We start from the raw sequence: 20,542 nt of genomic DNA, 5'->3' as shown, positions 1-20,542 counted from the left end.
GTCGGGATCTGGAGACCGTGGGCGGTGGGCTGTCCTTGTCCGGGAGGCCACCGCCCACGGGCGTTGCTACTGGTTCTTGGCCCAGTGGGCGTACTGCTGCCGGACGTAGTGGCGGGGGTCGCAGATGACTGCCGCCTCATCCATGCTCATCAGCCGCTCGGCCGCGTCGTCCGCCACTTCAGCCGCGTCGCCTCCCACGTCTTGGAGGGCGATGCGGTCCAGGAGCGCCGCCTTGCGGAGCCAGAATTCACGCGGCAATCGGGTCCCGAACGGCTTCTTGGCGGCTTGCTCGGCAGTCCAGCCGATCTCGCTAACGATGCTCGGGGCGAGCGCGTAGGCGGTCTCGGGCTCCGGCCATGGTCCGGCGTTGCTGCGATGGTCGGCGGTGACGTACAACCGCAGCCGCTTGGTGTCACGGGTGGGGAACTGGCGTACCGGACCGACGGTGAACGCCTCGGACAGGGCCTGTTGAACGCGGTCGCCGTCGTCGGGGTCGCACACGACGCGGATCTCGAACATGACTCAGTCCTCCTTGGTGAGAGCGGCGGAAGGCAGCGCGGGCAGTCCCGCGCGTTCCAGGGCGGCGGGGTCGAAGCCGGGCAGGGTGGCGCGGGTGACGAGTGCCTGTGCGAGGGATTCGGCGTAGGCGGCGCCACTACGGGCCACTTCGATCTGCGTGGTGGAACGGAGGGTTTCGACGCGCTCGATGTGGGCGTACTCCTCGCGCCGCTCACTGGTCTGCCGCTCGTATGCGACCGTCTCGCGGCGGTCGGTACGCCAGTAGCGGGCGGCCAGGCCGTAGGCGCCGGCGGTGGCCAACGACCACAGCAGTAGCGGCAGCGGCAGGCCGTCGGCGTATCCGGCCACGCCCGCGAAGGCGAGGGCGCCGGAGGCGGCGAACGCGGTGCCGACAAGGACGTTGTCGCCGGTGGTGTTGCCCGCGACCACGCCCGCGGCCGCGGCCCCGAGCGACAGGGCGGTCATGAGGACGGCGTTGCCGAGAGAGTGTTCGGCGCCGTGGGCGTTCCAGATGCGGGCCAGGATCAGCACGGTGGAGGTGGCGAGCGCGGGCACGGCCTTGGGCAGCGCGGCGGCCACCCGGTGGGTGGCAACGGTGGTGTCGTGCATGGGAGTTCCCTTCTCAGCCGAGTTGGGACAGGAAGCGGACGAAGGAGGCCACGAGGTCGCGGATGGGGCCGTAGGCGCCGGTCCCGGCGGTGAAGAAGCCGAACAGGAACAGCAGCACCGCGCCGCCCGCGTTGGCGGCCCGGGTCTTGACGGCGACGACGGAGGCGATGCCGAACAGCAGCACGGCGGAAATGGTCAGAGTCATCGCGAACCCTCCGGACGCGGGGTGTCGGTGCCGGCGCGGTAGATGCGGGCGAAGCGGTTGTAGAGCCGGCGGCCGACGCGTATGCGCTTGCCGGTGGCGTGGCAGCGGCGGCAGTCCTTGCCGCGCTTGAGCCGTCCCTTGCGGTCGGCCTTGAGCTTGTGGCCCATGCCGTGGCACTTGCGGCAGTCGCCGAACGGCGAGGCCGCACACACCGCGACATAACAGAGCGTGACGCCGATGAGCAGGGTGATAGCGAGCAGGACAAGGGGCATGGAGGGCCCTCCGGGCGGGTTTTCGGGGGTTTCCGCAGGTGGGCCGCTATCCGCTAGCGGCCTGATCAGAGCGGGTTTGGGGCGCTAGCGGGGCCGCTAACGTTAGCGGGGTGTGCCGCTAGCGCTAGCGGCCCCGAAGGGTCAGCCCGCGTCCCGATTTCCGTCACGCTCCGCAATCGCCGCGACGATGTGGGAGCGGTCGATACCACGCCGGTTGACGACCTTGCCCTTAACCCGGCGCCCCACCTGGATCGTGGACACGCCATGCGGCTTCAACGCTGCGGCCAGACCCTCGGGGTCCCAGCCGTCGTAGACCTCGGGCCGCAGTTCGGCGAGCCGGGCGACGACGGTCTCGGACCACACCTTGGGCTCGTCGGCCGGGACGACGGCGAGGATGTCGCGCAGCAGGTCATACGCGCTGGACGTGTCCGGCTCCGGCTCTTCGCCGAGCGCGTAGCCGGACAGCGTGCCGGCCATCTCGCGCGCCTTGCGGGCACGGGCACCGATGGCCTCGGCAGCCGGAGCGTCCACGTAGACCGAGCCGACGATCCGGGCGTCGGAGCCTTCACCCACGAAGTAGTGAATGCCCTTGTCTCCCCAGCTGAACATGGTGGCGCGCACGCCCCGCTTGTAGGCGGACGTACCCAGCACCATGTCGTTCTCCAGCTGGCCCATGACCTTCAGGCAGAACCGGGCCGACGCGTTCGCACTGATGCCGGTGGGCAGCGCCTTGGCGTCCGGCCGCTGCGTGGCGAGCAGCAGCACGATCCCGGTGGCCGGGCCGCGCTTGACCAGGTCGGTGCAGATCTCTTCGAGCTCCTTGCCGTACTTGTCATGCTCGAACCAAACCTGGCACTCATCCACCCCGACCACGATCGGATGCAGACCCAGCGACGCCTTGTTCGCCAGCTCGGACGTCACCTTCGACTCCGGGCAGACATCCCGAGGCAGCGAGCGGATCATCTTCGCCCGGCGCCGCAGTTCCTCACGCAGCGCGCGCAGGTCCCGCACCGCATACTCGATGTCCTCCTCCTCATCCCCCGCACGGTGGCAGTGGGAGACGGCGCTGCCGACCGGGTCCAGGTCGCCGGTGCCCTTGAGGTCGTAGGTGTGCAGCTCAGCCCGCGGGTCCAACGCGGCAATGAGCAGCAGCAGACGCAGCAAAAACGTCTTGCCCATGCGCGGGATCGCACCGATCACGGCCGCGATGTACATGAGCGTGATCTCAACCCAGCGTCCGCGCTGGTCAGTGCCGAACGCGACCGGCTTGAACAGGTCCACGCTGCCCGACTTCAGCAGCGGCCACGCGGGCTTCTTAGCCTTGGACATGTCCTGATCCCCGACCCACAGCACGAGGTGCCCGGTGTGCTCGTTCGGTACCGCCTCCGGCCACACACAGCCCAGCGGACGGCGCAGACCAGACGCGAGCCGCTCGCGCCGCTCGATGATGTCCGTGACCGTCACGCCGAAGGGCAAGTCGCCCTCCGCGCGCCAGCCGGGGCCGTCGCGGGTGATCGGGGCCGTGAACTCGAACCCGTCCCGGCCCTTGGACTGTGCCTGGTTGATGGCGGGGATGCCGAGCGAGCCGAGCGCACGCAGCACGATGTCACTGGTGAGCTTGACCGCCGTGGGCAGTTCCACCGCGCGGTGGATGACCGGGGCGTCCGCCTTGCGGCCGGCGGCCCCCAGCGCCATCACGACCGCGCCGACCGACAGGGCCTGAAGCCAGTCGGGGGCGAGGACATAGATGGCCAGTGCGGAGCCGAGTCCGATGAACAGGGCGAGCACGGCGACCAGGGTGCGCAGGCGGACCCGTCCGTCGCGCTGCCTTGAGAGCTTCAGGTACTCGGCAGCGTCCTCGCGCCGCACCGCGGCGAGGCGGACCGGCTCGCCCTCGCGATCGGCCACCCACCGCACGGTGCCCCCGACGAACCGGGCGGCCCCGGTCGGCGCCTGAAGCGTCAGGCGGGCGGCATAGACCGGGGAGCGCAGCGCGTGATAGCCGAGCGAGTGCGCGTAGTGCCGGGCCACCCACGCCGCAGCGGTCCGCAGCTCCGCGGTGGAGCGCAGCCACTCGGGGACCACCGCGCGGCGCCGGGCGGACGCCAGCCGACCGAGATAGCCCGGACCGGTCGCGGCCGGGGCCGACTGGTCGACCATCACGCGCGCGGTCGGGTCGCCCGACTCGGCACCCGACCGACCGGGGCCGGAGTCGGCCGACCGGTCGGCGTCGGGTCGGGCACTCGGGTCGGCCGACTCGCTGCGGGCTGAGCGTGCCTTGTCGAGGTCGACCACCTCGCCCCCGGAATCGGGGCGAGAGTCGGCGGCCAACTCGGCTTCCAGCCGGTCGAAGAGTTCGTTGTCGTCGTCGGGGTGCTTCACTGAAGGTTCCTTCCGAACAGTTGGCGGGAGGGTGGGCCCGGTCGTCGCTGTAGGAGGTGGGCGGCCGGGCCCGTCGGCTTACATGCCGGGCGCGAGTGCGCTGCCGGCGGGGAATTCGAAGACCGTGACCAGGACGTCAAGGCCGGGGTCGTCGACGTAGGCGACGCGGGTGTAGATGACGGTGAGCGGGGTGCCGTCGCGGCCGAAGGTCGGATAGGCGCGGACGTCGTGTCCCCACGCCCGGCGTCGGCTGACCGTGAAGCGGGCATGCGACGCCGGGATCACGCCGTGCACGCCGAAGTTGCGGCCCGACAGGCACACGAACCGCGCCGAGTCGTCCGGGAGCGGCCGATCGAGCGAGCCAGCCGACCTGCGGAACAGATGAGTGATCCGTTTCAGGCGCATCGCCGAACGCCTCCTTCCAGGGGAGCTCACCACCAGCGCGACTTCGGCTTGGGCACGATGTAGGGGTGGCCGTTGCGCATGTGGTCAACACACTGCGCGCAGTCCTCGCGCGGCTTCAGGTGGCGGTGTGCGCGCCGGTCGTGGGCGTGCTGCCAGCACTGCGGGCACTCGCCCGGAGGTGTCTCCGTGCCGGCCATGGTCACCACCAACTCGACGACTTCTTGGCGGCCTTGGCGGTGGCGAAGTCGTTCGCGATGCGCTGCCGCTCGTTCTGCAGCGCGGTCAGTTCCGCGGTGAGTCGGTTCATGACCGACTGCGTCAGCATTTCCAGCTTGCGTTCCGCCCGGGCGGGGCTCTTGCCCCGCGCCACCTTCAGCGAGCCTCCGGCGAGGGCGGCCATGATCTGACGGCGCTCCGAGCCGGTCAGCGGCCACCACTCCTGCCGGCGAACGGCCTCGATCTTGCGCTGTACGAGCAGGATTTCGCGGTCCACGCGGCGGGTGTTGGGCTTGCCCATGGTCAGCCCCTCCTCGGGTAGGTGTGGCCGGCGGGCGGGTAGACGGGCACGGCCTTGTCGGTGAGCAGGCCTTCCATGACGACGGACTCGAAGTCCGCGTGCAGCTCGGTGGGCGGGTCGCAGTCGAAGGCGACGTCCGCGCGGTCGAGCAGGCGTTCCGTGCGGGCGGCGTCGTCGTTGTGGGACTCGTGTCGGATACGCATCAGGCCCCCTTGCTCGGCATGCCGTGATCGGCGGGGTGGGTGGTGTCGGGGTAGGCGCACAGCAGGCAGCAGCCGAGCGAGGTCGGCAGGCAGTAGCTGTAGACGACCCGGCACTTGGGGCAGGTGCGGCGGGCCAGCATCGCCAGCGCGAGTGCTCCGCAGCGCCGCGAGGTCATCGGGCGGACCGGCTTGGCCAACTCGATGCGGTACAGGTAGGCGACCTGCACCCCGCCCTTGCGGCCCCGGTGATGGCGCATCACCTGCGCGGCGACCGGCTGACCGCCCGGCCGCAGGCCGCGGGCGCGCAGCTGACGGCGGGTGGCGTAGCCGTCCGGGGCGAACTTCCAGGGGAACGTGGGCACTCCGAACCGGGCGCCGGAGGGGTCGTAGCACTTGGCGTAGGCGGCCATCACGCGGCCACCCCCTCGGTCTCGTCACCGGACGCGGTGGCGTCGGGGACGTTGACGGGGTGCAAGGCGCGGCCGTCGGCCCGCTCAGCGAGCAGGGCATCCCGCACCTGCCGGGCCGGAGCCGCCCCGCAGTGCAGAGCCTTGCGCAGCGCTTCGGCGTTGATCTGACTGTCCGGCCAGTCGGCCGTGACCGTGCGCGCCTCCGCCAGCAATTCGGCCGGCGTGCGCTGCGCCGGGGCCGCCTTCTTCTTGACCGGCCGCTTGCGTGCGGGCCTGGCCACCTCGGGCTTCGACTCCTCCGGGTCACTCGGGGCTTGCGGTTCGGGGGTAACCGGCACCGTGACGGGGGCGAGCTCGCCCATGCGCAACATCACGCGCTCACGCCGCGGGGTCTCACGCCGCCACCTGCGGCCGTAGCGCTCGCGCAACTCCGCGCGGGCCAACTGCCGTTCCTTCTCCCGCGCCAGCGCCTCCGCGTAGGAGGTGATCTCCCACAGCGTCATGCGCCGCCACAACGCGAAGGTGGAGGGGAAGGCGAGCAGCCAGCGCGAGAACCGGATCTTCTCCATCCGGCGGCCAGTCACCGCGCCGATACGCACGGCGTAGACGTGCGCGCCGATCTCGGAGAACACCACCCACAACAGCGGCATCGTGCCGTGCGCCACCTTCGCCCACACACCATGTCCGGCGGCGACGTTCAGCCCGCACGTGATCAGGGTCAGTGCCCACGGCACGAACCGCACCCACGCCAGCGCCATATCCATGCGGATCAACAGCAGGTTGGCCACGGTGAACACCGGGATAGCCACGTCGATACCGACCGGCAGCATCCACGGCGAGGCGAAACCCCAGCGCAGCGCGGCAGCCGACACAGCGTCGAAGGAAGAGATCAGACCGAGCGCGCCGACGCCGGCCGCAGCGAGTGCGCCGATACCGGCAATCCCCATCTCCGGGCGGGTCAGCGGCGGCACGGCCGGATGTTCCACGGCGGCGACGGTGTCGGCGGTGGCCATCACTGCTCACCTGCCTCGGACGCCCGCAACTGCGCGTCCATCAGCTCTGCCTGCACGTCGGTGACCTGGCCGTCGAGGATGCGCTGATAGACAGCCTCGCTCTCCAGGAACATACGGTCCTCGAAGTTCGTGCCCTCACTCATGCCGCCGCCCCCCTCCGGGAAGCCCGGCGCCCGGCCGGGCGGGCGAGGGGAACGACGTTGACCAACTCCGGCTTCAGTTCGATGAGTTCGGCCGCGATGCGGGAGACGTCGTCGGCGAGGTGCGGGGTGTCGGCGAGGATGTCGCGGGCCGCGTCGAGACGGGCCGCGCGCTCCTCCTCGCTCTCCCCCTCAACCCCGAGCCACAGCTCAACCGGGGTACCGAGCGCCAGTTCCACGAACTCATCGGTGGACACGGCCTGGTGATGGCCGATGTAGGTACGCATGGTGGATCTCTCCTCTTGCTGGTGTCGGGAATGGGAGGCGGGGCGGTCGGCTGTCCTTGTCCGGGAGGGCGACCGCCCCGTCACGAGGGCCAACCGCACAGAAAGCGGCAGGCCAAGCACCCCGGGCGAGATCCGATCTCGCGCCCTCACGGCGAAATGCCGGGGCTACCGGCGGTCATCACCCGGCCGCCGCGGGGACGGGGTCAAGCCCCGTCAATCTCAAAGCACTCTGTTGAGTTCTCAAGGAACTGGCGCTTCCTTCGTACTGACCCCTGCGGGCTTTCCTCCGGGCGCTGCAACTCGGCATACACACCTCGATGCGTGGTGTGTATTACCTACCACTCACGTTGGCAGAAGGATTCCGCGCCGTCAACCCCGTCGCTATCGACTCGGGCCGCCGGCTCTTCCCGTGCGGTGGTGGTTCAACTGTCCCCAAACAGCGGGCACTTCGGGAGCGTGTACTTGGGGGTGCACTCGTGCACTCCTACGTAACTCCCTCTACACCCCGGCCCTGACCTGCGTAGAGTGACGATGGGTCAAGCTGGCACTACGGCTCTTCTCTGGGGGTTTGATGGCAGACCAGAACGCAAGACTGGCTGCACTCATGCAGGAAGCCGACCTCTCCCACAAGTCGCTTGCTCGCGCGGTGGTTGTTGCCGCCGCACGGTCGGGCGAGGCCATCACCTGTGACCACACGTATGTCACCAGGTGGCTCAAGGGCTCCATACCGCGCGGCAACATGCCCCAGTTCATCGCTGAGGCCATCGGGCGCAAGCTGGGACGTCAGCTCACCATTGACGACATCGGGATGGGCAGCGCGGCGGTGTCCGCCGTACAGCCGGACCTTGGCCTTGAGTTCCCGGACAAGCCAGAGACGGTAGCCAAGACCGTGTCCGACCTATGGCGGGCCGATCTGGCTGACGCTCAGGCGTTGGTGCGGGCGCAGCCGGACTCCGCAGCCTGGAACGCCGCTTCCCTGCGCTGGATCGTCGCCCCTCCAGACGGCGACCTCGCGCGGACAGGCAATCGCGCGGTTGGCTCCGTGGACGTGGACATGATTCGCTCGACAGCCGACGCGTTCAGCATGCTCGACGGCAAGTTCGGCGGTGGCCACGCCCGGCGTGCGCTGATTCAGTACCTGCACACGGATGTCCGTCCGATGCTTGACGGGAAGTACTCCGACGCGGTGGGCAAGGAATTGCACTCGGCCGTCGCCGAAGCGCTCCTACTCGCCGGCTGGATGTCGTATGACAGCGGCCTGCACGGCATCGCTCAGCGGTACCTCATTCAGGCCCTGCGCATGACTCAAGCATCCGGTGACAGGCTTCTCGGCGGCAGCATCCTGTCGGCTATGAGCCATCAGGCCACGTTCCTCGGGCGGTACCAGGACGCCGCGACGCTCGCCCGTGCGGCATACACAGGTCCCGCCAGCGCCCTCGGGCCGACGATGGCGGCACAGTTCCGCGCCATGGAGGCGCGTGCACTCGCCCGCCTCGGGGATGAGCGAGGGTGTGACCTCGCCCTCGCGGAGGCGGAACGCATGCTGGGTCTGCGAACCCCAGACAGTGATCCGCCGTACATCGCGTACTTCGACGAAATCGAGCTTGCAGCCGAGATAGGCCATTGCTTCCGTGACCTGGGGCGCTCCGTCGAAGCTACGGCGCGAGGCGCCGGTTCCATATTCGGAGACGGCCTGAACAACCGAAGCGACTTCTTCGCGACGATGGTTCAGGCTGAGGCGTACATCAATCAGGGCGAGATCGGTCAAGGATTCAGCATCGCGTTGAACGCAATGCAACTTGGCGAGGGTCTGAAATCCGCACGTTGTGTTCAGTACGTGCGGGAGTTCCAGGGCCGGGTGACGCCAGGAATGAAGCGAGCTACGGACTTCCTTGAGTTCGAGGAACAGGCCCGTGGATTCCGCCTCTGGCAACAGGTCGGTTGACGCACCTAGAAAGGTGCCCAATCCCGACGAGAGCCACCCGAGCGAAGACTTTCCACCCGCTTCTCAACTTCCTCCGCCGCGCGCGGGTCGGTACCGGCGTTCTGCGAAAGCCACGTGACCATCAAGAGTTCCCGCACGCTCCGCAGCACGGAGTATCCAGACCATTTCCGCACATCGAATCCGTACCCGGAAATGAAATCAGCGTACTCGGCTTCCGTGTGCCAACCGAAGCTGTCGTAGTACATGGCGGTCTGCATCAGGTCCCACTCTCGCGGACCTGTAACGAACCCGTCTAGATCGATGACCTTCGGGTGCCCGACCCCATCATGTAGGACGTTACCCACGTTGTAGTCACCATGTAGGTGCCCGGCTGGAAGCGCGAACCGGAGACGGCCATATTCGCCCGCCAAATCATCTGCCATGGCCAAAAGGAAAGCACGGGTCCTGTCCGGGATAGTGGCACGGTTCAGACGCTGCATGACCTTATCGAATGGCCGAAGGGGCGGCAGAGAGAATGTCGGCGACTCCAGTTCGTGAAGCCGCCGCAGCAGTTCACCCATCTCGCCTGTACTCGCGTACGTTTCCCCGTCAGCGAGGCCTTCCCAGAACGTCACTGGATGCCCCTCGATGACGACTGGCTGTTCTGCCTCTGTCACGAGACGTGCCGCCGGGTATTCCGCAGCAGCAAGCCATTCCGCTACGGCCACTTCCCTTTGAACCGAGGGGAGGCGATCAGGGCTACGGCCCACCCTTGAGACGATCCGGCCGCCGTCGATTCGAAATACCGCGTGGTCCCCGAATCGCAGCATCTCGATTCCGTCCGGGTCCACGCCGCCGACCTCGCACGCCTTCCGCAGGATGGCCTCTGCCGCGTCTGCGTCGAACTCGGTGCGCTCGGTCGTCGTCATGCCGTCTGAGTCCCCCGTCCGGCCGGCAATGCACGCACTTCCCGCCCTCGCACGGCACCCTTGCCGATGAACCCTTGCCCCTCCATCTGCGCGATGGCAGAACGGACGGCAGTCCGCGACGCCCCGAACCGCTCGCACAGCTCCTTCTCGGTGGGGAAGCGGTCGCCGACGCTGACGCCGTCTGCCCGCAACAGGTCGGTCACCTTCTCAACCAGCGGCCGGCGGTCACCGCTCCCGGAGACGTACCACCCGGCACCCTGTACCGACTCGATGACGCCTTCAGCCTTGAGCGCGGCAAGGGCCCGCTCGATGGTGCTGCGGCTCACGCTGTACTCGCTCACGAGGGCCGACTGAGACGGCAGTGCGTCAGTGATCTCGCCGTTTCTGATCTTCTCACTGAGAGATTCCGAGACCCCCAGGTACGTACCTCGCGGACTGCCCTGCGGCACGTGTGCTCCTCTTCTTCGACCATGCCGGCATCTTCCGGTGTCGCCCTGGCCCCTACCATCCCACGACGGGACGGCTCCGCGCTGCCCCGAGAAACCGATCCCGCCGGAGAGTCCTCTTATCCCATAGCACGACCCAGGGCGCGGAGCAGGTAATCATCGTCTTCCCGGCCGTTCCATTGGATCACCTCGGCAGAGGGCGCAGCACCAGAGCGAACTCGATTAAGCTCTTCAACATCAGGCTTCAATGCAGAATTGGTGATAATGAGAACAGGGACATCCCCTCCCACCTTCAATCGCACCTTCTCCCGCACTCTATCGATTCTTTGCTCTGCCTCCCTCGCACGAAGTGGCTGACGAATTCGATAGGTAGTTTCGATCGCGACGATTTTACCGCTGGCGAGCGTAACCAAGGAGTCCCACCCCGCGTTACCGCCAAAGGGTCGCTCAATCGAATCAATCGAATCTCCAGCCAAGGAATGCAGGGCCCAATATACCCTTTCCTCATACTTCACGGCCCGGTAACCAGGAGACTCTGTTAGCGCCAAAGCATCAATTACATTCGTAGCTGCTTTCTGATAAGACTCCGCTTCTGCTGCCGTAATCACTACTCCGGCTCCATGAACTACCTGATTCCGCAATTCGAACAGATCATTCACCAACGATATTACCTGAGAAGACAGGAGTCGCTGGTTCGCTACGGCATCAATCAGATGGCCACTCGGAGCATTTTCTCCGACGTCACCTCGTAGCGACTTCGCCATGGCTTGCTCAACGGCACGCCACGAGTTCAGCACGGTGGAAGTGGGATCAGAACCTTCTCTGGAAATAAGGGACCTGATGCGGACTTCTACATCGTTGTCAATATCCAGATGCTCGCGGTGAGAATCTCCTGATGCCTCACCACCTTCAGGCTTTTCACCGTCATCACTGTCACTAGGCTCCACGCTAGCCAACTGCGAGGAAATTTCATCTCCGATTTCAGCAGCAACCTGCCCCACGGCATCAGCCTTCTCTCCAAAATTGGCTGAGCCGACAGGCGTTTCTACAGAGTTCAATCTGCCAATCAGACTCCCCACTTGCTTTTTGAAGGTCAGAATTAGGGTTAGGACGATGATGGGCCAGATAAAGGACCTAATGTATTCGAGCGCAAGCTCCCACGACATGGACGCATCGTCGCACAGCCTTCAGTGCGGCGTAGGGCGTTTCTGATGCCGCGCACGACTAGAGCGCCCCCTGAGCTCCAGACGCCCCGGCCCCACATCTGAGCCGCTCGCTGCCCCGGCCCATGTTCACTGCGCTGACGGCCGCCACTATTTGTTGGAACGGTCGCCTCAACAGACACACCTCGGGCAAGATTGCCTTTCGTGGACAGTGGGGTGATAGCCGCGTTGATCGGCGTACCGGGAGCGCTCGTCACGGCTCTCGCCGGGTATGCCGCAGGGCAGAGGCAGGCTAGAGGGGCCGTCGACGCTGTGAAGCGCCAGCATCAGCACGACACTTACGTAAGGCTCATCACCGAGGCCAACTCGTGGGCCAACAGCATGCTTCGGGTCCCCGTCGCCACGCGTGTGGATCGTACCCACCCGGAACTATCTGCACCTACGCGAGAGACTGAGCTGGTGCAGACTCTTTCGAGTACTGCGATCGAGGGGGCAGAGGACAGAGGCCGGTTCGACGATGCCTTGGCCGTAGTCGCAATAGAGGGGTCGATCGACGTTCTGGAGGGGGCAGCCGCAGTTAGCGAGGCCTTGGGCGACATCACGGCACGGGTCTTTAGCGATGCAAGGGCGGCCCGTGCTGGCGAGATGACCGCCCTCGAATGGCTGTCAAACGACCAGGACTTGACTCGGGCCTACCGTCAGGCGATGCACCGATTCCAACTGGCGGCCAACGTTCACCTAAATGGACGTCCGTAGGACGCAGGCCCCGCATGCGCCCTGTTCAACGCCGCCTCGTTGTTCCGGTTTTTGTCCAATGCACCGACGGCCGCCACCGTTCACAGCTGTACGCGCACCCCTCTGACCTGCCCCATGAACCCCTATGAACGGTCCTGTATGGCCGCGCAGACAGTTGGAAAGCGTGTTGAGGGCCCTGCCTAACGAACTCGTCCCACCAGACGTGCGCCATCCACACGGGCATGAATCTCGACGAACGCGTCCCGATCGCACCCTGACCAGCACGGACAGTTCTAGAGGCGGTGTTCCCGAATGCTGATCTTCCTGCCACCGTGGGAGTATGACGGACGACTTACCGGTTCGCATGATCGATGGACGCGTAGTTACCAAGCCCGGCGTAGGGCCTGTTGCGATGGTTTGGCTACCGGTAGACGGGCAGGTCATCGCCAAGATTCCGCCCCGGAAGGGCAACCGTCGTTGGCTACACGAGACGGTCGGTATCCGTTCCCCCGAGTTCAACGGCGACCGCTGGAACTTGCCGCGTAGCAGTCTCGTACGGCTGATCACGGCTGCGGTGGACCGTTACGGGTTCATCGTGCTCTATCGAGACATGTCGAGACTGTCAAAGTGCACGAGGGCGTGCTTGGAGGCGACAGGGGTTGAATGCCACTGCTCGTGCCTCGGGGCACACCATGGCCAGGATGCCGCCAGCTGGTTCAAGCGGGCCGGGAATGCCGTGGTTGCCGACCGGGGCGAGTGGACCCGCACCGCGGTTGTCTATGGCGCGAGGGGCAGCGACGCAAACGCCACGGTGTATGACGGCCAACTGGCAGGTGAGCGCTACCGCGTCGACCGCGAGGGCCGACGGAACTGGCCAACTGCTGCGGACTTCATGTGTGCAAGCTGCGCCACTGTGCGCGCGAGCGTGTGGGACCACTGCCACACGCACGGCTTTGTACGCGCTCCGCTGTGCAATCGCTGCAACACCCGCTACTGGCTCGGATGGCGCCCCCGGCATGGACGGACGACGCACAGCCGCAACCTTGATGAGAGCTACTACCGCTGGTGTCCCAAGCACATCGACACTAGGAGGCGGTGCAGCGCGTAGCCCGTTTCAGTGCCCACCGGGCCGGCTATCCCGGTCAGACATCGTCCAGGTCAAGGCCTAGCTCCGTCTCAGTTTCCGTCTCGTTCGTGGCCGTACACGGCCGTTCAAAGCAGTATGCCGAGCCCCTTCGGGCCCAACATCCGTACGGGTCTGAACACCGCCGAACGAACCCAGATCATGGCCTGGCCAGCCCGGACAAACCTGCAAAGCGAGTTACGCGGGTTCGATTCCCGCCACGGCCTCCACCTGCCTGACCAGGCAGAACCCAAGGGCGGCACTCCGGAAGGGGTGTCGCCCTTCTGGACGGTCCCCGTCTTCCCGGTGCTTCAGTCGGCGCTGAGCACCCCGCTCGCCTCGTCCTGGAACGACTCCGTCCAGTAGTGCCAGTCGGCGTCCGTGGTGGTGCCGGTCGGGTCCACGGCCGACAGGACCTGGACCATGGTGGCCGCCAGCTGGGCATACGGCACCTCGGACAGCCCGTATTCCAGGTCCTCGTCGATCGCGCGCTCGCGGTGCAGCAGCCAGAGGGTGAACGCGAGCGTGGAGACGTCGGTGTTGAGCGGGTAGAGCCTGGCCTCGGGCTCGCTCCAGTGCAGGACCGCGCCCGTTCTGCCGTCGAGGACCAGGCTGTTGTCCTCGACGAGATAGCCGAGGCGGATCAAGTGGTCGGCCCCGTCGGGGAGTTCCGCTCCGGGGGCGTCGGCGTGGTGCTCGGTGAGGGTCGGCAGCGGGACGTCCGTGTCCAGCTGGAAGAGGATGGTGTCCTCCGGCAGGCCGGTGTCGCGCAGGAAACGGCGGGTCGGTTCGTGGGTGAGCGTGGCGGGGAAGTCGACGTCCTCGAAGCGCCAGACCCCGCCCTGCCCGAACTCCTGGTCCAGGAGACGGGCGGGAAGGTCCAGGACCGACCCGGACGGCGTGCCCGGGCCCGCGACGAGGGACAGCGGGCGGATCAGCGCCGCCATCCGCCAGTACGGCGGCACCTCACCGTCCGCGTCCTCCTCGAAGACCGCGAGCAGCTGACGCGAGGCCTCCGCCGCCACCTGCGGTCCGAAGCGGCCGGCGTAGGAGGCGAACTGTCCGCGCAGCTCGGCCAGTTCCTCCGCCGCCGTCGCGAAACGCACCAGCTTCTCCAGCGAGGGGGCCAGCGGGCGGCGCTCCATGAGTTCCGGGGTGTCGTACCAGAAGTCGGTCGTGGACACCTCGCCCGTGGCGCCGTCGAGCAGGACCGGTTCCGTCTCCTGGCCCTCGATGTCGAGCAGCCCGCCTATGACCAGCTGGTCCCGCAGCTCTTCGGCCAGCCGCCCCTCGGGGTCGCCGGTCGCGTCGGTCACCGTCCGCAGGCCCTCACGCTCCAGCTCCGTGAAGCTCAACAGGCCGATCTCGGAAGGCAGTCCGGTCCCCGCCAGCAAGCGGCGCGTCGAGGCATGCGTGACGAGGCGTTCCAGGTCGTCGTCGGTCAGTGTGATCACCGCGGTGGCGGTCGTGCTCATCGTTCCCCCGTGCGTGCAAGTTCGCAGTCCCAGGCAGTCCCGGGGCAGTTCGCAGGCAGTTCCCCGAGCAGGGCAGGACGGGCCGAGCAGTGCAGGTCTCGCCGCCGTTCCCCACTGACAGGAACACTACGCGGCACCACTGACAACGCCCCTTGGCTCAGAAGACGTCAGACGACCCTCGCGCGTTGCCTCCCCGCCAGAATCGCCTCCGCCATCTCTCCCGCCGACAGCTCCGAGGTGTCCAGCCGCAGACCGATCCGCGGGGTCTCGGCCCGCAGCACCCGGTCCAGCTCCGTGACCGATCAGTGCGCCCCGTACCCCGTCTTGCCCCGCCCCGCCTCCCGGGCGGCCACAGCCTCGGGGCTCGGCGCCAGGACGACGACGTACAGCGGGCGGGTGCGGACCAGGCGTACGTACGCGGCCAGTTCCTCCCCCAGCACCACGTCCTGCACCACCGCCGTGAACCCGGCTTCGGCGTACGCGTCCGCCGTCTCCGCCGACAGCCGGTACCGCAACCGGAGCTGGGACTCGCCTTCGCCGCCGGCGCCGCCGTCGTAGTCCTGGCGTCCGGAGACGATCGTCCGCCGCAAGAGGTCCCCGCGGACGTGCGCGGCACGCGGCAGCCGTTCGGCAAGTACCTGCGCGACAGTCGACTTGCCGGACGCCATCACGCCGGTCACGAGGACCACCCCGGGCATCACGTCAGATACACGCCGCCCAGCACGACCACGATCGCCGCCAGCGCGAACACCAGGATCCACACCAGCAGCTTCCCCACGCTGGGCGGAGGTTCGTAGCGCTGTGGATCCTGCTGACTCACTGTCCCGTCACCACCGCGGCCTGCGGCCGGATCGGCAGCCGGTTCACCGGGCGCCCGGTGGCGGCCCGTACGGCGGAGGCGATGGCCGCCGGCGATGTCACTACCGGGACCGCGCTGACCGCCTTCGCGCCGAAGGGGGCGACCACGTCCCGCTCCTCGACCAGCTTCACGATCCGGATGTCCGGCGCGTCCAGGGCCGTCGGCAGCGCGTAGCCCGTGAGGTCGGGGTGGCGGATCAGGCCGCGCGCGGTGCGCAGGTTCTCCGTCAGCGCTATGCCCACGCCCTGGGTGACGCCCGCCTCGATGCGCGCGGCGAGCTGGGCCGGGTTCAGGATCCGTCCCACGTCCTGGGCGACGGCGAGTTCGACGACCCGGACGGAGCCGAGCTCGATGTCGACGTCCACCACCGCGCGGATCGCGCAGAAGGCCATGCCCACGAAGGCGTCACCCTGGCCGGACTCGTTCAGGGGTTCCGTGGGGTGGGGGCGGCACTGTGCCGTCGCCCACAGCTCCTTGCCGTCCATCGCCTCGGTGACGGTGGTCGACAGGACGCCGTCGTACGAGGTGATCTTGCCGTCGGTGATCTGGAGCAGTTCGGTGGACATCCCGAACTTGTGCGCCAGCGGCTGGAGCAGTTGCGTACGGACCATCTTCGCGGCCCGTTCCACCGCGCCGCCCGAGACCCAGGTGTGGCGGCCTCGGCAGCCCGGGCCCGCAGGGGGCTGGTCGGTGTCCACGGGCGCGACGTGCACCTCGTCGATACCGAGGGTCTCCTGGACGATCTGGCGGGCCAGCGTCGTGAAGCCCTGGCCGGACTCGACGGCCGCGCACAGGACCGTGGCCACACCGTCGTGGACCTTCACGGTGGCGGTGGAGACCTCGTCGGCGCCCTCCGCGCCGAGCATGTGCACCATGCCGAGGCCGTAGCCCACGCCGCGGCGGATCGCGCCCGGCTCGCCCGCGCCCTCGGGGCCGCCGGGCAGCAGCCACTCGTCCTCGGGGGTGTCCTTGGGCAGCGCGGGCAGCGGGAAGTCCCGTACGGCCTGCAGGAGTTCGGCGACGGGTGCGGGGCAGGTCACCGTCTGGCCGGTCGGGAGCACGTCGCCGGTGGCGAGCGCGTTGCGCAGGCGCAGTTCCGCCGGGTCGACGCCGAGCTTCTTGGCCAGCTTGTCCATCTGCGCCTCGTAGGCGGCGCAGACCTGCATGGCGCCCTCGCCGCGGACATGGCCGGAGGGCGGGTTGTTGGTGCGTACGGCCCAGCCCTCGATGAAGGCGTTCGGGACGACGTACGGGCCGCAGGCGAAGCCCACGGCGGCGGCGAGGGCCTCGGCGGAGGTGTCGGCGTAGGCGCCCGCGTCCAGCAGGATCTGTGCCTCGACCTTGACCAGCCTGCCCTCGGCGTCCGCGTGGTGGCGGTATCTGAGGAGCGTGGGGTGGCGGTGCGCGTGGCCGAGGAAGGACTCCTCGCGCGTGGCGGTGAGTTTGACCGGGCAGCCGGTCTTGAGCGCCAGCAGGCCGAGCGGGAGCTGGACGCCCTGGTCCTCGCGGTCGGCGGTGGCGCCGGGGACACCGGTGACGACGATCTTGACGCGCTCGGGTTCCAGGCCGTAGCAGGCGGCGGCGGTGTCCCGGTCGGTGTGCGGGTCGGTGGAGGCCAGGTACAGCTCGACGCCGCCGTCGGGACGCGGCACGGCGAGGCCGGCCTCGGCGCCGATGGGGGCCGGGTCCTGGCGGCCGATGCGGTACTGGCCCTCGACGACGATCTCGCCGCTCACGGACGGGTCGCCGTGGTGCAGTGGGATGTGCCGGATCAGGTTGCCGTCGGCGTGCAGGGGCTCGGCCTCGAAGGCCTGCTCCGGGTCGGTCACCGGGTCGAGCACTTCGTACTCGACGATGACGGCCGCGGCGGCCATCCGCGCGGTGTCGGGGTGGTCGGCGGCGACGGCAGCGATGGGCTCGCCGTGGTGGCGTACGACCTCGGAGGCGAAGACCGGGCGATCGGCCTTGCCACGGCCGTGGACCGGACTGCCGGGCACGTCCTCGTGCGTGACGACGGCGCGTACACCGGGCATCTCGCGCGCGTGGGACGTGTCGATGGACACGATGCGCGCGTGTGCGTGCGGTGAGCGCAGCACGGCCGCCCACAGCAGGCCCTCGGCCCACAGGTCGGCCGCGTACGGGAAGGTGCCCTCGGTCTTGGCACGGGCGTCGGCGGCCGGCAGGGAGACGCCGATGCCGTGCGGGACCGGCTCGGGGGCGGGGGCTGCCTCCGCGGGGGTGGCCGCGGTGGCGGCTTCGTTGCTCACGCCTGGCCTCCGTCCTGTCCGTACGCCTGGTCATGGCGCGGCTCGAAGGCCGACGGGTTGACGCCGCCGGCTCCGGGGCCCGCCTGATGCGGGATACGTGCCTCGTCCGTGTTCGACTCAGATTGCGCCGCGGCGTGCGCCTCGCGTTCCGCGACGACCGCCTGGACGGCGTCCACGACGCCCCGGTAGCCGGAGCAGCGGCACAGGTTGCCGCACAGCGCCTGGCGGGTCTCCAGCTCGGACGGCGCCGGGTTGCCCTCCAGGAGATCGTGCACGGTCATCGCCATGCCGGGCACGCAGAACCCGCACTGCACCGCGCCGCACTTGGCGAGTGCGCGCTGCACGTCGGAGGGCCGACCGTCCTCGGCGAGGCCCTCGACGGTACGGACCTCGCTGCCGGCGGCGGTGACGCCGGGCACCAGGCAGGAGGCGACGAGGCGTCCGTCGACCTGGACGTTGCACGCCCCGCACTCGCCCTGCGAGCAGCCGTCCTTGGCGCCCGCGAGGCCGAGGCGCTCGCGCAGCACGTAGAGCAGCGACTCACCGATCCAGGCGTCGGCGACGGGGCGTTCTACGCCGTTGACGCGCAGGACGTAGGAGGCGAGGGGGTGTTCCTCGCCGGAGGGCGCGGGGGCGTGCTCGTCCGGGGTGGCGGCCTCGTCGGCGGGCTCGGGGTCGGCCTCGGGGCCGGCGGCGTGCTCTTCCGCGGTCCGCGTCCCGGCTTCGTCGTCGCCGTCGGCCGGGGTGTGCCCCGCGTGCGGCTCGGCGGCCGCTTCAGCGGTCTCCACGGCCCCTCGGTCGCCTTGGGGCACATCGGCTGCCGCCGCGGCCTCACCGGGGCCTTGAGCGGGCTGTGAGGCGTCGGGGGCGGGGGCGTCCACGGAGGGCTTGGCGGGGGCGTGTGCGGCGGACGTCTCCACGCGTGCGTGGGCGTCCGGCACGGCGTGGTCCGGAGCGTCGGCGACCGCGTGGCCGCCGGTGTGCGCGGCGGGCGGCACGTGCGCGTGCTCGTCGCCCGGCGGCTCGGAGTCCCACGGCTGCCCCGTCGGCGTCGCCCACGGCGCGGACGCGCCGCCGGGCAGTGTGGCCGGCGGTGTGCCGCCCCACTGCTCGACCAGGGACGAGGTGGTGAACTCGCCCGATTCGTCCGGAAGGTCGCCACCGGCGACGGGGATCGACCACTGCCCGGTCACATCGTGACCCGGCGCGGGAGCGATCTCCCCGACCTGTGTGGCCTCCGTGTGCTCCTGGAAGTTCCACTGCCCGGTCGCGCCCGGGTTGTACGTGAACCGGTCGTCCACGCCGCCCTGCGGCACGGCGTTCGGGTCGGGCCACTGGGTGCCGTCGGCGGGTACGGCCCAGGCGCCGGTGGCCGCCGGGTCGGTGCCGGCGGCGCCGTCGGGGGCCACCGTTATCTGCGGCGGCACATAGCCGTGACCGGGCGCGGCGAGCGGAGTGTCGGAGGCCAGCAGGGCCTCGATGCCGCCCTCGGGGAGCTTCACGAAGGCGGTCGCGCCGTCGTCGTAGTCGCCCTGGGGCAGCGGGTCCCAGCGGCCGCCGCCCTGGGGCGTGGCCTCTCCGTGCCGGTCGTCGGTCACGACAGTGCCCTCCCCAGTGCTCGTCGGGCCAGCGCGGCGACGGTGCGCCGCAGATGCAGTACGCCGGGCGGAAGCTGTGGCACGGAGCCGTCCCCCTCCGGGGCCGGGTCGGGGATGCAGGCCGCGGCGACGTACTCGCCGAAGGCCTGCAGCGCCTCCGGGACGAGCGCGCGGTTGTTGTCCCAGTCGATCAGCCGGCCGACCCACAGCTCGGCGTCCAGGGGCCGCAGCGGCATCGGCGCTATGGCTCCGACGGCGCACCGCACTCCGCGCCGGGCGGGGTCGAGGACGAGCGCGACGGAGGCCATCGCGCGTCCGGGGCCGGTGCGGCCGGTGGCCTTGAGGAAGACCTGCGGCGCGTGCAGCAGCGGCACGCGCACGAAGCCGATGAGTTCGCCGGCGCGCAGCATCTCCATGCCGGCCAGCAGATGCGACACCGGGATCTCCCGGCGGGCTCCGCCCGGGCCCGCGATGATCAGCGTCGCTTCGAGGGCGGCGAGGACCGGGAGCGCGTCACCGGTCGGGGACGCCGTGGCGATGTTGCCGCCCAGGGTGCCCGCGTTGCGGATCTGCGGCGGGCCCGCCGCGCGTGCCGAGGCGGCGAGCGCGGGGATGAGGGCGGCGAAGTCGGGTCGGCCCATCCGCGCATGGGTGAGTCCGGCGCCGAGCAGGGCGTGTCCGTCCTGGTACTGCCAGCCGCGGATCTCGCTGATGCGGCCGAGGCCCACCAGGGCGGCGGGCCTGAGCTGGCCGGAGTTGACGGCGGCCATGAGGTCGGTGCCGCCCGCGACGGGCACGGCTGCGGGCATGGCGGTGAGGGCCGTCACTGCCTCGTCCAGCGTCGTGGGCAGCGTGACGGCCTGCGCCGCCTGCGGTGCGTGCGTGGTCAAACCGGCTGCCCCTTCCCGCTGCCCCACCTGGTCCCACCTGTTGCTGCCGTACGGTACGTGCTGACAGGGCGGACGTGGCAACTCTGGCACATCTTCGCTGGGGCCGAAGACAGGGGTCCGCTAGGAGGCATTCGCCCACGTCGTCGGGGAGATGGTCCGTTTTCGTACGGC

General features: G+C 69.0%; 23 protein-coding genes and 1 pseudogene. 2 read left to right on the top strand and 22 right to left on the bottom strand.

Annotated elements, in window-relative coordinates; genetic code table 11:
- Positions 1 to 66 precede the first annotated feature (66 nt).
- From TN53_RS14950 to TN53_RS14895, 13 genes are all read right to left on the bottom strand, one after another.
- Positions 67 to 519, bottom strand: coding sequence for a hypothetical protein (locus TN53_RS14950; RefSeq protein ID WP_046258950.1), 453 nt, complete (start codon positions 517 to 519; stop codon positions 67 to 69).
- Positions 520 to 522: 3 nt separating this feature from the next.
- Complete coding sequence (locus tag TN53_RS14945; protein WP_046258949.1) at positions 523 to 1,128, bottom strand: hypothetical protein; 606 nt, start codon at positions 1,126 to 1,128, stop codon at positions 523 to 525.
- Positions 1,129 to 1,141: 13 nt separating this feature from the next.
- Complete coding sequence (locus TN53_RS14940; protein WP_046258948.1) at positions 1,142 to 1,333, bottom strand: hypothetical protein; 192 nt, start codon at positions 1,331 to 1,333, stop codon at positions 1,142 to 1,144.
- Positions 1,330 to 1,605, bottom strand: a complete 276-nt coding sequence (locus tag TN53_RS14935) for a hypothetical protein (RefSeq protein ID WP_046258947.1) — start codon at positions 1,603 to 1,605, stop codon at positions 1,330 to 1,332. Before TN53_RS14935 ends, TN53_RS14940 begins: the two co-directional genes overlap by 4 nt.
- 141 nt (positions 1,606 to 1,746) lie before the next feature.
- Positions 1,747 to 3,987 carry a cell division protein FtsK gene (locus TN53_RS14930; RefSeq protein WP_046258946.1) on the bottom strand — a complete coding sequence of 747 codons (2,241 nt, stop codon included), beginning with the start codon at positions 3,985 to 3,987 and terminating at the stop codon, positions 1,747 to 1,749.
- A gap of 78 nt (positions 3,988 to 4,065) precedes the next feature.
- Positions 4,066 to 4,392, bottom strand: coding sequence for a hypothetical protein (locus TN53_RS14925; RefSeq protein ID WP_046258945.1), 327 nt, complete (start codon positions 4,390 to 4,392; stop codon positions 4,066 to 4,068).
- A gap of 26 nt (positions 4,393 to 4,418) precedes the next feature.
- Complete coding sequence (locus TN53_RS14920; protein ID WP_199924575.1) at positions 4,419 to 4,589, bottom strand: pRL2-8; 171 nt, start codon at positions 4,587 to 4,589, stop codon at positions 4,419 to 4,421.
- A gap of 2 nt (positions 4,590 to 4,591) precedes the next feature.
- Positions 4,592 to 4,909 carry a hypothetical protein gene (locus TN53_RS14915; RefSeq protein WP_046258944.1) on the bottom strand — a complete coding sequence of 106 codons (318 nt, stop codon included), beginning with the start codon at positions 4,907 to 4,909 and terminating at the stop codon, positions 4,592 to 4,594.
- Between the two features lie 2 nt (positions 4,910 to 4,911).
- Positions 4,912 to 5,112, bottom strand: coding sequence for a hypothetical protein (locus TN53_RS14910; protein WP_046258943.1), 201 nt, complete (start codon positions 5,110 to 5,112; stop codon positions 4,912 to 4,914).
- Positions 5,112 to 5,522, bottom strand: coding sequence for an RRQRL motif-containing zinc-binding protein (locus TN53_RS14905; RefSeq protein WP_046258942.1), 411 nt, complete (start codon positions 5,520 to 5,522; stop codon positions 5,112 to 5,114). The genes TN53_RS14910 and TN53_RS14905 overlap by 1 nt, the downstream gene beginning before the upstream one ends.
- A complete protein-coding gene (locus tag TN53_RS14900) occupies positions 5,522 to 6,535 on the bottom strand; it encodes a DUF2637 domain-containing protein (RefSeq protein WP_046258941.1) in 1,014 nt (337 codons plus the stop codon). Before TN53_RS14900 ends, TN53_RS14905 begins: the two co-directional genes overlap by 1 nt.
- Positions 6,535 to 6,678, bottom strand: a complete 144-nt coding sequence (locus tag TN53_RS47275) for a hypothetical protein (RefSeq protein WP_159038130.1) — start codon at positions 6,676 to 6,678, stop codon at positions 6,535 to 6,537. The genes TN53_RS14900 and TN53_RS47275 overlap by 1 nt, the downstream gene beginning before the upstream one ends.
- A complete protein-coding gene (locus TN53_RS14895) occupies positions 6,675 to 6,962 on the bottom strand; it encodes a hypothetical protein (RefSeq protein WP_046258940.1) in 288 nt (95 codons plus the stop codon). Before TN53_RS14895 ends, TN53_RS47275 begins: the two co-directional genes overlap by 4 nt.
- Positions 6,963 to 7,533: 571 nt before the next feature.
- On the opposite strand from TN53_RS14895, the gene TN53_RS14890 reads away from it, so the two are divergent.
- Positions 7,534 to 8,907 (top strand): hypothetical protein, encoded by a 1,374-nt coding sequence (locus tag TN53_RS14890; protein WP_046258939.1) that lies wholly within the window; start codon positions 7,534 to 7,536, stop codon positions 8,905 to 8,907.
- Between the two features lie 5 nt (positions 8,908 to 8,912).
- Here the strand turns inward: TN53_RS14890 and TN53_RS14885 are convergent, their stop codons facing one another.
- The 3 genes from TN53_RS14885 to TN53_RS47270 all read right to left on the bottom strand — a co-directional run bounded on the left by TN53_RS14885 (position 8,913) and on the right by TN53_RS47270 (position 11,427).
- Positions 8,913 to 9,815: a phosphotransferase enzyme family protein gene (locus tag TN53_RS14885; RefSeq protein WP_046258938.1), complete on the bottom strand. Its 903-nt coding sequence runs from the start codon at positions 9,813 to 9,815 to the stop codon at positions 8,913 to 8,915.
- A complete protein-coding gene (locus TN53_RS14880; RefSeq protein WP_046258937.1) occupies positions 9,812 to 10,264 on the bottom strand; it encodes a GntR family transcriptional regulator in 453 nt (150 codons plus the stop codon). Before TN53_RS14880 ends, TN53_RS14885 begins: the two co-directional genes overlap by 4 nt.
- A gap of 116 nt (positions 10,265 to 10,380) precedes the next feature.
- Complete coding sequence (locus tag TN53_RS47270) at positions 10,381 to 11,427, bottom strand: hypothetical protein (RefSeq protein ID WP_159038129.1); 1,047 nt, start codon at positions 11,425 to 11,427, stop codon at positions 10,381 to 10,383.
- Positions 11,428 to 12,499: 1,072 nt separating this feature from the next.
- Between TN53_RS47270 and TN53_RS49305 the strand changes: the two genes are divergently transcribed.
- A complete protein-coding gene (locus tag TN53_RS49305) occupies positions 12,500 to 13,267 on the top strand; it encodes an endonuclease domain-containing protein (RefSeq protein ID WP_095046494.1) in 768 nt (255 codons plus the stop codon).
- Between the two features lie 326 nt (positions 13,268 to 13,593).
- Here the strand turns inward: TN53_RS49305 and TN53_RS14870 are convergent, their stop codons facing one another.
- The 6 genes and pseudogenes from TN53_RS14870 to TN53_RS14850 form a co-directional block, all read right to left on the bottom strand.
- The gene (locus TN53_RS14870) at positions 13,594 to 14,757 is read right to left on the bottom strand and encodes an SUKH-4 family immunity protein (protein ID WP_046258935.1); all 1,164 of its coding nucleotides are present in this window, start codon (positions 14,755 to 14,757) and stop codon (positions 13,594 to 13,596) included.
- A 167-nt stretch (positions 14,758 to 14,924) separates the two neighbouring features.
- A pseudogene (locus TN53_RS14865) lies at positions 14,925 to 15,455 on the bottom strand (AAA family ATPase).
- A complete protein-coding gene (locus TN53_RS49140) occupies positions 15,455 to 15,577 on the bottom strand; it encodes a hypothetical protein (RefSeq protein ID WP_267886540.1) in 123 nt (40 codons plus the stop codon). The pseudogene TN53_RS14865 and the gene TN53_RS49140 overlap by 1 nt, the downstream one beginning before the upstream one ends.
- The gene (locus TN53_RS14860) at positions 15,574 to 17,883 is read right to left on the bottom strand and encodes a xanthine dehydrogenase family protein molybdopterin-binding subunit (RefSeq protein WP_046258934.1); all 2,310 of its coding nucleotides are present in this window, start codon (positions 17,881 to 17,883) and stop codon (positions 15,574 to 15,576) included. The genes TN53_RS49140 and TN53_RS14860 overlap by 4 nt, the downstream gene beginning before the upstream one ends.
- Positions 17,880 to 19,481 (bottom strand): 2Fe-2S iron-sulfur cluster-binding protein, encoded by a 1,602-nt coding sequence (locus TN53_RS14855; RefSeq protein ID WP_046258933.1) that lies wholly within the window; start codon positions 19,479 to 19,481, stop codon positions 17,880 to 17,882. The genes TN53_RS14860 and TN53_RS14855 overlap by 4 nt, the downstream gene beginning before the upstream one ends.
- On the bottom strand, positions 19,478 to 20,371 hold the full coding sequence (locus TN53_RS14850) for an FAD binding domain-containing protein (RefSeq protein ID WP_046258932.1): 894 nt from the start codon (positions 20,369 to 20,371) through the stop codon (positions 19,478 to 19,480). The genes TN53_RS14855 and TN53_RS14850 overlap by 4 nt, the downstream gene beginning before the upstream one ends.
- Positions 20,372 to 20,542: the final 171 nt, after the last annotated feature.

This window comes from Streptomyces sp. WM6386 (assembly GCF_000972385.1).
In the GTDB taxonomy this organism is placed as follows: Bacteria; Actinomycetota; Actinomycetes; order Streptomycetales; family Streptomycetaceae; genus Streptomyces.
Note: the sequence above shows the minus strand (reverse complement) of the source record. Positions and strands in the feature narration are given on the sequence as shown.